The following is a 13,172-nucleotide window of genomic DNA, read 5'->3' as shown; positions in this document are numbered from 1 at the left end:
TCGGGGACAAGACCCGCACTCCAATTAGGGCAACACCTCGGCTTTGGAGGTGCCCCCCCCTCTTCACATATTGGCGACCATGTCCTCGGCGAATTCCGAGCACTTGCGCAGGGTGGCACCTTCCATCAGCCGCTCGAAGTCGTAGGTCACCGTTTTGTTGGCGATGGCCCCTTCCATGCCCTTGATGATGAGGTCCGCCGCTTCGGTCCAGCCCAGGTGGCGCAGCATCATCTCGGCGGAGAGGATAAGCGATCCCGGGTTGACCTTGTCCTGCCCCGCGTATTTGGGCGCGGTACCGTGGGTGGCTTCGAACAGAGCAACGCCGTCGCCGATATTGGCACCGGGGGCGATGCCGATGCCGCCCACCTGGGCTGCCAGGGCGTCGGAGATATAGTCACCATTGAGGTTCATGCAGGCGATCACGTCGTACTCGGCCGGACGCAACAGGATCTGCTGCAGGAAGGCGTCGGCGATCACGTCCTTGACGAGGATCTCCCGGCCGTTGTTCGGGTTCTTGAAGGCACACCAGGGGCCGCCGTCGATAAGCTCGGCCCCGAATTCCTCCCGGGCCAGCTCATAGCCCCAATCCTTGAAGGCGCCTTCGGTAAACTTCATGATATTGCCTTTGTGCACCAGGGTGACCGAGTCGCGGTTGTTATCCACCGCATACTGCAGCGCGGCCCGCACCAGGCGGCGGGTACCCTCGCGGGAAGTGGGTTTGATGCCGATGCCGCAATCCTCGGGGAAGCGGATTTTCTGCACTCCCATCTCTTCCCGCAGGAAATCGATGACCTTTCGGGCCTCGGGGCTGCCGGCCTTCCATTCGATGCCGGCGTAGATGTCTTCGCTGTTCTCGCGGAAGATCACCATGTCGGTGAGTTCGGGCTGCTTCAGCGGGCTGGGGGTACCCTGGTAATAACGCACCGGGCGCAGGCAGACGTAAAGATCCAGCTCCTGGCGCAGGGCCACGTTGAGCGAGCGGATGCCACCACCGACGGGAGTGGTCAGCGGGCCCTTGATGGCCACATGATAGTCACGGATAACCTCGAGGGTTTCTTCCGGCAGCCAGGTGTTCTCGCCGTAAACCCGGGTGGATTTTTCACCGGTATAGATCTCCATCCAGCTGATCTTACGCGCGCCGCCATAGGCCTTGGCCACGGCCGCGTCCACCACCCGCTGCATCGCCGGGGTGACATCCACCCCGATGCCGTCCCCTTCGATAAAGGGAATGATGGGGTCGTTCGGAATCATCAGCTTACCGTTCGCATCCAGGGTGATTTTTGTTCCTTCCGCTGGCACCGTCACTTTTGAGGTCATCGCTTTCTCCTGGCTTGTTGATATGTCTTGCATGGATTGCGGCGGGCCCTGGGGCCACTTTCAATCGCCCCCTGTCCTCGGCTCCCCCGTCCGCCACCGCACTGGCATCATAGGTTAAAGAATTACCCATTAATATTGGCCCAATCACAGTTCCACCGCCTCGCCGTTAGCCGCCATGGAGGCATTCTGTTATGCTGAACCCCCTGTTTCGCCAGCATTTTTGCCATGAAAACCAGAAGACCTCACCCCACTCCCCGACCAAAGTCTAGCAAGCCGCCGCCCGGGCCGCCGACCACCCTGTTGTTCAACAAGCCCTATATGGTGCTGTGCCAATTTACCGATGGAGAAGGGCGTCAGACCCTGGCCGACTTCGTCGATGTGCCCGGCGTCTATGCCGCCGGTCGGCTGGACCGGGACAGCGAAGGCCTCTTGGTGCTGACCAACGACGGTGCCCTCAACGCCCGCCTGACTCAGCCCGGGCGCAAAACCGAAAAAACCTACTGGGTCCAGGTGGAAGGCATCCCCGACGAGGCCGCTCTGGAACGGTTGCGCCAGGGGGTAACGCTTAACGACGGCCCTACCCTGCCGGCCAAAGTCCGCTTGATACCCGACCCCGCGGTGTGGCCACGCGTTCCGCCCATCCGCAAGCGCCAGGCCATCCCCACCAGTTGGCTGGAAATCAGGATAATAGAAGGACGCAACCGCCAGGTGCGACGGATGACCGCCCATATCGGCTTTCCGACCCTGCGGCTGATCCGCTACGCCATCGGCGACTTGAACCTGGGCGATTTGCAACCCGGACAATGGAGGCAACTATGAGTCATGCGGTGACCCTGGCGATGATAGTCCATGCCGGCGATCGTTTTTTGATGGTGGAGGAATGGCAGCAGGGGCGCATTATGTTCAACCAGCCCGCCGGTCACCTGGAGCCGGGAGAGGAACTGCTGGCCGGCGCCCGCCGCGAATTGCTGGAAGAAACCGGGCTTGCCTTGCCTATCGAGCAGGCGGTGGGCATTTACCAGTATACGGCGCCGGACAGCGGCAAGCACTTCGTGCGCTTTACCTTCTGTACGGAGATCTCCGAGCCGCTGACTACCCGCCCGCAGGATCCGGACGGTGACATCATCCGCTGCCACTGGTTGACCCTGGCCGAAATTGAAGCCCTGGGCGAGCAGCTGCGCAGTCCGCTTATTCTCGCCTCGTTCCGGGATTACCTGGCAGGAGCACGCTTTCCGCTGGACGCGTTGAAGAGCATGAGGCGAGAGGAGTGAGGAGTTGGTTGGGCCACAGGCGGCCCGCCTTCATTTCGCGCGCAGCGCGAACCTTCGATTCTGCATACCAAGCACGGGCTTCAGAAAAACCCCGGCAACAGATGCCGGGCTCAAGCCCCCAAGCAGGAAACGGCTTCGGCTAACCGGTCCTGCCCTTGCTTAACGCCCGAGCCGGCTTTATGCGGGCGGGCCGCCCGCGGCCCAATAACCCCCTCCTCACCCCTCACGTCACAACGCCTCCCCCTGGCGGCATTTGTCTGGTAAAATGCCGCCCGTTTTGCTAACAGGTAACGGGCGCGTATGAGCGATAACAGTCAGCTAAAAGTGATTGTCGGCATGTCCGGCGGCGTGGATTCTTCGGTGTCGGCCTGGCTGCTGCAACAGCAGGGTTACCAGGTGGAAGGCCTGTTCATGAAGAACTGGGAAGAAGACGACACCGACGAATACTGCTCCGCCGCCGAGGATCTGCGTGACGCCCAGGCGGTGTGCGACAAGCTCGGCATCGAGCTTCACACCATCAACTTCGCCGCCGAATACTGGGACAACGTGTTCGAGCACTTCCTGGCCGAATATCAGGCCGGGCGCACGCCCAATCCGGACATCCTGTGCAACAAGGAAATCAAGTTCAAGGCCTTCCTGGAGTTCGCCGCCGAGGATCTGGGCGCCGACTATATCGCCACCGGCCACTACGTGCGCCGCAGCTTCGACGACCAGCCCAAGCTGCTGCGCGGCCTCGACGGCAACAAGGATCAGAGCTACTTCCTCTATACCCTGAGCTCGCAACAGGTGGCCAAGAGCCTGTTCCCGGTGGGCGAGCTGGAAAAACCCGAAGTACGCCGCATTGCCGAGCAGCTGGAGCTGGTGACCGCCAAGAAGAAGGATTCCACCGGCATCTGCTTTATCGGCGAGCGCAAGTTCCGCGACTTCCTGGCCCGCTATCTGCCCGCCCAGCCAGGCAGGATCGAAACCGTGAACGGCGAAGTCATCGGCGAGCACCAAGGGCTGATGTACCACACCCTGGGCCAGCGCAAGGGTCTCGGCATCGGCGGCCTAAAAAACGCCACCGACGATCCCTGGTATGTGGTGGACAAGGATCTGGAGCGCAATGTGCTGGTGGTGGCCCAGGGCGATCATCCCCGCCTCTATTCCCACGGCCTTATCGCCCGCCAGCTGCACTGGGTAAACCGCCAGCCGGTGATCCAGGCCTTTCGCTGCTCGGTGAAAACCCGCTACCGCCAGGCCGATATTCCCTGTCTGGTGGAGCCGGTGGACGCCGAGACCATCAGGGTGACCTTCGACAGCCCTCAGGCCGCGGTGACGCCGGGCCAGTCCGCCGTCTTCTACCAGGGCGAGGTCTGCCTGGGCGGCGGCATTATCGAAACCCGATTCAGTCAGGAGCAAGCGTGAGTCATAGTCTGGAAAACCAAACCCTGGCCTTTGCCGGCATCTGCCAGGCGGTCAGCCTGGTACAGCAAGTCGCTCGCCAGGGCAGCATCGACGATAAAGAGGTCCTCAGGGCCACCCTCAACAGTATCCTGGTCACCGACGCCGAGCATTCGCAAGATATCTACGGCGGCCACGGCCAGCTGCGCCTGGGTTACCAGACCCTGATCGAACAACTCAATACCGACAGCGGCCAGAAAAACGCCGAGCTCACCCGCTATCTGGTGGGTCTGGTGGCGCTGGAACGCAAGCTGGCCAGGCGCCGCGACCTGCTGGCCATGTTGGGCGAGCGTATCAACCAGGTCAAGCGCCAGCTGCACCACTTCGAGCTGCTCGACGAGCAGGTGCTGGCCAACCTGGCAAGCATCTACAGCGACATCGTCAGCCCCATAGGGCCGCGTATCCAGGTGGCGGGCAATCCCAGCTACCTGCAGCAGCCCTTGGTGCAGCACCAGATCCGTGCCCTGCTGTTGGCCGGTATCCGCAGTGCCGTGTTGTGGCGCCAGCTCGGCGGCCGGCGCCGGCATATCCTGTTTTCGCGCAAGCGGCTGGTGGCCCAGGCCCAGGCCGCCCTGCGCTATTGAGCTATCTTTAGTTACCCCCCAACCTTCAGGAGTCCTTGTTCATGGAATTGTCAGCATTAACGGCCATTTCCCCGGTCGATGGCCGTTACGGCAGCAAAACTGAGGCGCTGCGCGCCATTTTTTCCGAGTTCGGTCTGTTGCGCTTTCGCGTAGAGGTGGAAGTCCGCTGGCTGCAGGCCCTGGCCGAGCATGCTGAAATCACCGAGGTGCCGGCTCTGTCCGCCGAGGCCAACGCCCTGCTCGATCGCATTGTCGCCGAATTCAACGAGGCAGATGGCCAGCGCATCAAGGACATTGAACGCACCACCAACCACGATGTGAAGGCGGTGGAATACTTTCTGAAGGAGAAGGTCGAGGTCCTGCCCGAGCTGGCCGCGGTGAGCGAGTTCATCCACTTCGCCTGCACCAGCGAGGACATCAACAACAATGCCCACGCCCTGATGCTCAAGGCCGCCCGGGAGGAGGTGATCGCCCCCTACTGCCGCGAGCTTATCGACGCCGTCAAGCAACTGGCCCGCCAGTACCGCGACGTGCCCATGCTGAGCCGCACCCACGGCCAGCCCGCCTCGCCCACCACCCTGGGCAAGGAGATGGCCAACGTGGCCTACCGCCTGGAGCGCCAGTTCAAGCAGATCCTGGCGGTAGAGCTGCTGGCCAAGATCAACGGTGCCGTGGGCAACTACAATGCCCATATGTCCGCCTATCCGGAGGTGGACTGGCACGCCTTCGCCGAGCGCTTCGTCGGTCGCCTGGGCCTGACCTGGAACCCCTATACCACCCAGATCGAGCCGCACGACTACATTGCCGAGCTGTTCGACGCCCTGGCTCGCTTCAACACCATCCTCATCGATTTCGATCGGGATATCTGGGGCTACATCTCGGTGGGGTACTTCAAGCAGCGCACCGTGGCCGGTGAAATCGGCTCCAGCACCATGCCGCACAAGGTCAACCCCATCGACTTCGAAAACTCCGAAGGCAACCTGGGGCTGGCCAACGCCGTGTTCAACCACCTGGCCGCCAAGCTGCCCATCTCCCGCTGGCAGCGGGATCTGACCGACAGCACCGTGCTGCGCAACCTGGGCGTGGCGGTGGGCTATTCCCTCATCGCCTATCAGGCCACCCTCAAGGGCATCAGCAAGCTCGAAGCCAACCCGCAGGCGCTGGCCGCCGATCTGGATCAGAACTGGGAAGTGCTGGCCGAGCCGGTGCAGACGGTGATGCGCCGCTACGGCATTGAAAAGCCCTATGAGAAGCTCAAGGAGCTGACCCGCGGCAAGCGGGTGGACGCCGAAGGCATGCGTACCTTTATCGACGGCCTGGAGCTGCCGGAGTCGGTGAAAGCCGAGCTCAAGCAACTGACCCCGGCCAACTACATCGGCCGCGCCATCCAGCTCACCGACGAACTGAAGTAACAGCGTAATGGGTTAGGTGACAGGGGTGAGGCGTAATCCTCACCCCTCCCCCCTCACCCCCCACCCCTCACCATCATTCCCTTCCCCGCCCGGCCTTGGCATAATACTCCGCTATTCTTTAAGCATCCTCCCACTCCGGCAGGCACCCATGCACAGCGCACTCAAACTGGATATCGAACACTTTCTCGCCCACCACTGGCAACGCCGGCCGCTGCTGATCAAGGCCGGCCTGCCCGGTTTCGAGGATCCGCTCAGCCCGGACGAACTGGCCGGTCTGGCCCTGGAGCCGCACATCGAATCCCGCCGGGTCTGGCGGGAAGCCGGTCGCTGGCAGGCGGAAAGCGGTCCCTTCGACAGCTATGACCACCTGGGCGAGGAAGACTGGACCCTGCTGGTGCAGGCAGTGAACCAGTGGCATCCGGCGGTGCAGGACATCGCCGAGGAGTTCCGCTTTATCCCCGGCTGGCGATTCGATGACGTCATGGTGAGCTTTTCCACCCCGGGTGGCGGGGTCGGGCCCCATATCGATCAGTACGGCGTTTTCATTATCCAGGGCGAAGGCCGACGCCACTGGCGGGTAGGCCGGCAGCAGAGCCTGAAGGAGTTTGCCGCCCACGGTGCCCTGCGTCACTGCGAGGCCTTCGAGGCGGAGATCGACGAGGTGCTGGAGCCCGGCGATATCCTCTATATCCCCCCCGGCTGCCCCCACGAAGGCTATGCGGTGACCCCGGCGCTCAACTATTCGGTGGGCTTTCGCGCCCCCGACGCTCGGGATCTGATCTCGAGCTTTGCCGATCACCTGCTGGCCCATGAGTCGACCACCCGCCGCTTCGACGATGCGGGCATGGCGCCCACCCCGGCCCACGGCCGCCTCGATGCCACCGTGCTGGACCAGGTGAAGTCGCTGATGACGGAGCTGCTGGAGGATCCCGTCCGCCTGGCTGACTGGTTTGGCGAGATGATGTCGGAAGCCAAACACGATCTGGACCTGGAGCCGGCCGAGCCGCTCTACAGCCTGGAAGAGCTGGTGCTGCGCCTGGATCACGGCGACCACCTTTATCGTCTGGGAGGCGTGCGCTGCTTCTATCATGAAGGCAGTGAGCAGGTGTTCTACCTGGACGGCGAGCGCTACCGACTTGCCGAGTCCGATGGGGACGCCATTGCCCTGCTGTGCGATCAGGCCCGCATCTGCGGCCCGGAAGTGGCTTGCCTGAAAGAGCCCAAGGTGCTGTTGGAAGTGCTGCTGCCGCTGGTCAACCAGGGCTATTGGTACTTCGAAGAGGAGGAAGAAGAGTGAGGCGTGAGGCGTGAACAGCTTACCCTGTTTTGCGCCTCTCACCTACCTCCTCAGCCACTCACGACAGCCCGTCGAAGGCGGGGTGATAGGTGACCAGACCACGGGGTACCGGCTGCTTCAGGGGCAGGGCCATAAAGGCATCGCCCGCCTCCGGATAGATACTGTGCAATTGCAGATCACGCGCCGGCTTGAAGCCAAAACGGGCATAGAAGGCCGGCTCCCCCAGCACCACTATGCCGGCCCAGTCCAGTTCGTTGGCGGCGTTGATCGCCTCCTTGATCATCTCCGAGCCCACGCCCTGGCGCTGGCAGTCTGGCCAGACGCTGACCGGCGCCAGCCCCAGCCAGCCCAGATCCTCGCCGTCGATCAGCACCGGGCTCATGGCCAGATGGCCGATGACGGCACCTTCGTATTCCGCCACCTGGCTGACGCTGATGGCGCCCTGCTCGCGCAGCGCCAATACCAGATCCGCTTCGTCCGGCCGGTCGAAAGCGGCGCACACCACTTCATCGATATCGTCACCATCACCAGGACGTTCGGTTCTGAATATCAGCATAGGGGCTCCTAGGGGGCGAGGCGGTCCAGGGTCCAGCCGTCACCACTGCGTTGATAAAGAAAACGGTCGTGCAGGCGGTTGGCACCGCCCTGCCAGAACTCGACACTGTCGAAGCAAACCCGAAAGCCTCCCCAGAAGCTCGGCAAGGGCACCTCGCCACTGGCGAATTTTTGCTTCATCTCCAGGAATTTGGCTTCCAGCAGGCCGCGGGCGGAAATACGGGAGGACTGCTGCGACACCCAGGCACCGATCTGGCTGTCTTTGGGCCGGCTGCTGAAGTATTTCATCACCTCCACCGTGGACAGTTTCTCGACCTGGCCGGTAACATGCACCTGCCGCTCCAGGCTGTGCCAGGGGAACAACAGGCTGATGCGCGGGTTTTGTGCCAGGTGGCCGGCCTTGCGGCTGCCCATGTTGGTGTAAAACACGAAGCCCCGCTCGTCCGCATGCTTGAGCAGCACGATGCGTTGAAAGGGTTGCCCCCGCTCGTCCACCGTGGCCACCACCATGGCGGTGGGATCGGCCAGGCCGGCGGCAATGGCCTGCTGCATCCAGGTTTCGAACAGCGTCAGGGGATCGGCCGGCAGATCCTTGCGGCGCAAGCCGCCTTGCAGGTATTCCCGCCGGTAATCAGCCAACTCCATAGATAGACTCTCTCATATATAGGGGTAGCGGCTATTGTGCGTCGGCCACCGCTGATTGGCAAGCCGGGCAAGGGGCACAAAAAAGCCGGGATGGTTCCCGGCTTTTCTACCATTATCGATGGTGCTTATTCGGCGTTTTCGGCCGGCGCTTCCACCTTGGCGTCTTCCGCCGCCGGCGCCTCGGCGTCGGCCGGCTTGTTGGCTTCCTTGATGGACAGGCGGATACGGCCCTGGCGGTCGACTTCCAGCACCTTGACCTTGACCTTGTCGCCCACCTTCAGGTGATCGGACACATTCTTGACCCGCTCTTCGGTGATCTGGGAAATGTGCACCAGGCCGTCCTTGCCGGGCAGGATGTTGACGAAGGCACCGAAGTCGGCCAGGCGCACGACCTGACCTTCGTAGATGGTGCCGCTTTCCACTTCCGCGGTCAGCTGCTCGATGCGGCGGATGGCCAGCTTGGCGGCTTCGCCGTCGACGGCGGCGATCTTGACGGTACCGTCGTCATCCAGCTCGATGGTGGTGCCGGTTTCCTCGGTCAGGGCGCGGATGGTGGAGCCGCCCTTGCCGATCACGTCCTTGATCTTCTCGGGGTTGATCTTGATGGTGTGGATACGCGGGGCGAAATCGGAGATTTCGGCACGGGGCGCATTGATGGCCTCGTCCATCACCTTGAGGATGTGCAGCCGGGCGTTGCGCGCCTGCTTGAGGGCTACTTCCATGATTTCCTTGGTGATGCCTTCGATCTTGATGTCCATCTGCAGGGCGGTGACGCCCTCGCTGGTACCGGCCACCTTGAAGTCCATGTCGCCCAGGTGATCTTCGTCACCCAGGATGTCGGACAGCACCACGAAGCCGTCTTCTTCTTTCACCAGGCCCATGGCGATACCGGCCACCGAGGCCTTGATCGGCACGCCCGCGTCCATCAGCGCCAGGGAGGTGCCGCAGACGGAAGCCATGGAGGAAGAGCCGTTGGACTCGGTGATCTCGGACACCACACGCACCGTGTAGGGGAACTGCTCCTGGCTCGGCATCACCGCGGCCACGCCGCGCTTGGCCAGGCGGCCGTGACCGATCTCCCGGCGCTTGGGGCTGCCGACCATGCCGGTCTCGCCCACGCAGTAGGGCGGGAAGTTGTAGTGCAGCATAAAGCGGTTGGCGCGCTCGCCGGTCAGCTCGTCGATCAGCTGGGCATCCCGCTCGGTGCCCAGGGTGGCGGCCACCAGGGCCTGGGTTTCACCGCGGGTGAACAGGGCAGAGCCGTGGGTACGGGGCAGCAGGCCGGTGGCCACGTTGATGGCGCGGATCATGTCGGGCTCGCGGCCGTCGATGCGCGGCTCGCCACGAACCACCCGGCCACGGACGATGGTCTTTTCCAGCTTGCCCAGCTGGTCCTGAATTTCCTTGATGCCCTGTTCCGGGCTCTCGGTCAGGATGGTTTCCTGCACCCGGGCCTTGATGTCGCTGATGGCATCGCGGCGGGCGGTCTTGTCGATGATGCGGTAGGCTTCGCCCAGATCCTGGGCGGCCAGCTCGGCCACCTTGGCCTTGAGCGCCTCGTTTTCGGCGGCCGGCTGCCAGTCCCAGGGCTGGGTGCCCACTTCGGCGGCAAACTCGTTGATGGCATTGATGGCGGTCTGCATCTGCTCGTGGCCGTACATGACGGCACCCAGCATCACTTCTTCCGGCAGGATGGAGGCTTCGGATTCCACCATCAGTACGGCGTTGGCGGTACCGGCGACCACCAGATCCAGCTGGCTGCTCTTCAGCTCGCCGACGGTGGGGTTGAGCACGTATTCGCCGTTCATGTAACCCACACGGGCGGCACCGATGGGGCCGGCGAAGGGAATGCCGGAAACGGCCAGGGCGGCGGAGGTGCCGAGCATGGAGATGATGTCGGGGGCGATTTCCGGGTTGGCGGAAACGACGGTGGCGATCACCTGGACTTCATTCTTGAAACCATCGGGAAACAGCGGACGGATGGGACGGTCGATCAACCGGGCGGTCAGTGTTTCCCCTTCCGTCGGACGGCCTTCGCGCTTGAAGAAGCCACCGGGAATACGGCCGGCGGCGTAGGTCCGCTCCTGGTAGTTCACGGTGAGCGGGAAGAAGTCGCGGCTTTCGTCGGCTTCGCGCTTGCCGACCACGGTCACCAGCACGGCGGTATCGTCCATGCTGGCCATGACGGCGCCGGTGGCCTGGCGGGCCATCACACCGGTCTCAAGGGTGACGGTATGCTGGCCGTATTGGAAGGTTTTTACGATAGGATTCACGTTGTCGATTCCTTAAACTGTTTGGGCTCTCAATTTGCCCGCACAGTATACTGGATCCGTGTTCAAAGGACAGAATCGACGGCAAAAATCCCGGTTTCCGGCTAGCCGAACAGATAAGACTCCATCGACAGCATGCCGTAGCGCATATCCCCTTCCAGTACCTCGACCTCGCCGTCCGGGCTGGCCGCTCCCGCCGCCACCAGCAGCGGTAGATAGTGGTCCGGCGTGGGATGGGCTCGCCGTCCATGAGGCGCATTCAGGTAGTCGAGCAGCGCCGCCTTGTCGTGGCGGCGGACCGCGTCCCGGGCCCAGGCCTCGAACGCCAGGGCATAGGCGGCGGCTTTGGTCTCCCCCTGGCGGAATTCGTAGAGGTTGTGGGTCAGGCTGCCCGAGGCGACGATCAGTATCCCCTTTGCCCGCAGCGACCTGAGCGCCTCCCCCAGCGCCCAGGCCGAGGCCGGATCCAGCCAGGCCGGCATCGACAACTGCAGCACCGGCACGTCCGCCTCGGGATAGAGAAACCGCAGCGGTACCCAGGCGCCATGGTCCAGGCCGCGGCCCTTGTCCAGCTCCGCCCGGTAGCCCGCCTCCCGTAGCCAGGCGGCCAACTCGGCGGCCAGGGCCGGGGCACCGGGCGCCGGGTATTGCAAGCGGTACAGTGCGTCGGGAAAACCACCGAAATCGTGGATGGTCTCAGGCCGGGCCGCGCCGGTGATCCTCGGCTCCCGGCTGACCCAGTGGGGGGAGACCACCAGCACCGCCTGCGGCCTGGGCAGGCGCTCGCCCAGTCGCACCAGTCCCGCTCCGGCCAGGCCGGGTTCGAGGGCATAGGTGGGGGCGCCGTGGGAGACAAATAGCACCGGCATCGGGATCATGCTGCAACTCCTGAAACAAAGGGAATGCCGCTACTTTAGATCCCCTGACGGCGTGAATAAATCGGCATGAAGGAAAAGAATTGTCTACTTATGGTTAACAGTATGCCCGCTCCGGAAACGAAAAAAGGAGCCGAAGCTCCTTTTTTCTTAAAGCGGAGGGGTCGATTAACGACGCAGGCCCAGCTTCTCGATCAGTGCACGATAGCGCTCAACGTCCTTGCGCTTCAGGTAGTCCAGCAGGTTACGACGCTGGGATACCATGCGCAGCAGGCCGCGGCGGCTGTGGTGATCGTGGATGTGCTGCTTGAAGTGACCTTGCAGGTGGTCAATCTGGGCGCTCAGCAGGGCGACCTGTACTTCGGGAGAGCCGGTGTCGCCTTCGCCGCGGGCAAAGTCGGCAACGATCTGGGCCTTGATTTCAGCACTTAGTGACATAGTGATGTACTCCAAAAACGATGAATGATTTTCCCAGCCGATCACTAATTCAGCCGGAAACGGAGCTGCGCATTCTACCAGTTAAGTTCGCCTTGGCAACCAGAAAATGCGCAGCCGCCGGCCCGACGCTCAGCGCACCAGCCGGCGTGGTGCCACCTTGCCATCGTCGTCGATTTCGCCGACGCCGACAAAACGGTGCTCGGGCCCGACGGTAAGGCGCACGAAGCCTTCCTGAGGGGCGCCGGCCACCTGTACCGCCTGGCCCTGCAGCAGGTAGCCCGCCACCAGCTCGGACAGGTTGATCTCGGGCAGGCCCTGCACCGCCGTGTCCATCGGCAGCAGCAGCGGATCCAGCTCCAGCCGGGGCGAGACGTCGTTGGCCTTGCAGTTGTCGAGGATGCACTGCAACTGTTCCAGGGTGAGCATGCGCTCCGCCGGATAGCCGGCCACCGCCAGCCGCCGCAGCACGGTCACGTGGGCGCCGCAGCCCAGGCGCTCGCCCAGGTCGTCCACTATGGTGCGGATATAGGTGCCCTTGCTCGCGTGCACCTCCAGCTCCACCTCGTCCCCTTCGAAGCGGATCAGCTTGAGCTCGTAGACGGTGATGGGGCGGGACTCTCGCGGCACTTCTATGCCTTCCCGGGCGTACTGGTACAGGGGCTTGCCCTGGTACTTGAGCGCCGAGTACATGGAGGGCACCTGCTCGATGTCGCCGCGGAAATGATCCAGTGCCTCGATAAGCTCGCCGGCGGAGACATTCACCGGCCGACGCTCGACCACCTCGCCGTCGGCATCACTGGTATCGGTACGCTCGCCCAGCTTGGCCACCACCCGGTAGCGCTTGTCCGCCTCCAGCAGAAACTGGGAAAACTTGGTCGCCTCCCCCAGGCAGATCGGCAGCATGCCGGTGGCCAGGGGGTCCAGGGCACCGGTGTGCCCCGCCTTGGCGGCGGCGTAGATACGCTTGACCTGCTGCAGGGCATCGTTGGAGGTGATGCCCGCCGGCTTGTCGAGCAGCAGGATGCCGTCGACTTCACGGCCACGAAAACGACGCTGACGCCCCAT

General features: G+C 63.1%; 12 protein-coding genes and 1 pseudogene. 6 read left to right on the top strand and 7 right to left on the bottom strand.

The window, feature by feature from the left end:
- Positions 1 to 63: 63 nt before the first annotated feature.
- Complete coding sequence (gene icd / locus ACT7DK_RS06250) at positions 64 to 1,317, bottom strand: NADP-dependent isocitrate dehydrogenase (RefSeq protein WP_445397384.1); 1,254 nt, start codon at positions 1,315 to 1,317, stop codon at positions 64 to 66.
- A 225-nt stretch (positions 1,318 to 1,542) separates the two neighbouring features.
- On the opposite strand from icd, the pseudogene rluE reads away from it, so the two are divergent.
- The 6 genes and pseudogenes from rluE to ACT7DK_RS06220 all read left to right on the top strand — a co-directional run.
- Positions 1,543 to 2,133: pseudogene (gene rluE / locus ACT7DK_RS06245) on the top strand (23S rRNA pseudouridine(2457) synthase RluE); the annotation flags it as partial.
- Positions 2,133 to 2,588: an NUDIX hydrolase gene (locus tag ACT7DK_RS06240; protein WP_445397382.1), complete on the top strand. Its 456-nt coding sequence runs from the start codon at positions 2,133 to 2,135 to the stop codon at positions 2,586 to 2,588. The pseudogene rluE and the gene ACT7DK_RS06240, both read left to right, overlap by 1 nt.
- Before the next feature lie 300 nt (positions 2,589 to 2,888).
- Positions 2,889 to 3,995, top strand: coding sequence for a tRNA 2-thiouridine(34) synthase MnmA (gene mnmA / locus ACT7DK_RS06235; protein ID WP_445397380.1), 1,107 nt, complete (start codon positions 2,889 to 2,891; stop codon positions 3,993 to 3,995).
- Positions 3,992 to 4,615: a high frequency lysogenization protein HflD gene (hflD, locus tag ACT7DK_RS06230; RefSeq protein WP_445397378.1), complete on the top strand. Its 624-nt coding sequence runs from the start codon at positions 3,992 to 3,994 to the stop codon at positions 4,613 to 4,615. The genes mnmA and hflD overlap by 4 nt, the downstream gene beginning before the upstream one ends.
- A gap of 41 nt (positions 4,616 to 4,656) precedes the next feature.
- The gene (gene purB, locus ACT7DK_RS06225; RefSeq protein ID WP_445397376.1) at positions 4,657 to 6,027 is read left to right on the top strand and encodes an adenylosuccinate lyase; all 1,371 of its coding nucleotides are present in this window, start codon (positions 4,657 to 4,659) and stop codon (positions 6,025 to 6,027) included.
- A 148-nt stretch (positions 6,028 to 6,175) separates the two neighbouring features.
- Positions 6,176 to 7,324: a JmjC domain-containing protein gene (locus tag ACT7DK_RS06220; protein WP_445397374.1), complete on the top strand. Its 1,149-nt coding sequence runs from the start codon at positions 6,176 to 6,178 to the stop codon at positions 7,322 to 7,324.
- Positions 7,325 to 7,382: 58 nt separating this feature from the next.
- On the opposite strand, the gene ACT7DK_RS06215 is transcribed toward ACT7DK_RS06220, so the two are convergent.
- From ACT7DK_RS06215 to truB, 6 genes are all read right to left on the bottom strand, one after another.
- Positions 7,383 to 7,880, bottom strand: a complete 498-nt coding sequence (locus ACT7DK_RS06215) for a GNAT family N-acetyltransferase (RefSeq protein WP_445397372.1) — start codon at positions 7,878 to 7,880, stop codon at positions 7,383 to 7,385.
- 8 nt (positions 7,881 to 7,888) lie between these two features.
- A complete protein-coding gene (gene pdxH, locus ACT7DK_RS06210) occupies positions 7,889 to 8,524 on the bottom strand; it encodes a pyridoxamine 5'-phosphate oxidase (RefSeq protein ID WP_445397370.1) in 636 nt (211 codons plus the stop codon).
- Between the two features lie 125 nt (positions 8,525 to 8,649).
- Positions 8,650 to 10,797, bottom strand: a complete 2,148-nt coding sequence (pnp, locus tag ACT7DK_RS06205) for a polyribonucleotide nucleotidyltransferase (protein WP_445397368.1) — start codon at positions 10,795 to 10,797, stop codon at positions 8,650 to 8,652.
- A gap of 101 nt (positions 10,798 to 10,898) precedes the next feature.
- Positions 10,899 to 11,672: a dioxygenase family protein gene (locus ACT7DK_RS06200; RefSeq protein WP_445397366.1), complete on the bottom strand. Its 774-nt coding sequence runs from the start codon at positions 11,670 to 11,672 to the stop codon at positions 10,899 to 10,901.
- A 165-nt stretch (positions 11,673 to 11,837) separates the two neighbouring features.
- Positions 11,838 to 12,107 carry a 30S ribosomal protein S15 gene (gene rpsO, locus ACT7DK_RS06195; protein WP_094038008.1) on the bottom strand — a complete coding sequence of 90 codons (270 nt, stop codon included), beginning with the start codon at positions 12,105 to 12,107 and terminating at the stop codon, positions 11,838 to 11,840.
- Between the two features lie 129 nt (positions 12,108 to 12,236).
- The gene (truB, locus tag ACT7DK_RS06190) at positions 12,237 to 13,172 is read right to left on the bottom strand and encodes a tRNA pseudouridine(55) synthase TruB (RefSeq protein WP_445397363.1); all 936 of its coding nucleotides are present in this window, start codon (positions 13,170 to 13,172) and stop codon (positions 12,237 to 12,239) included.

The organism is Zobellella sp. An-6 (assembly GCF_052487945.1).
The sequence above is the reverse complement of the archived record's forward strand: the minus strand, read 5'-3'. Positions and strand labels throughout refer to the sequence as shown.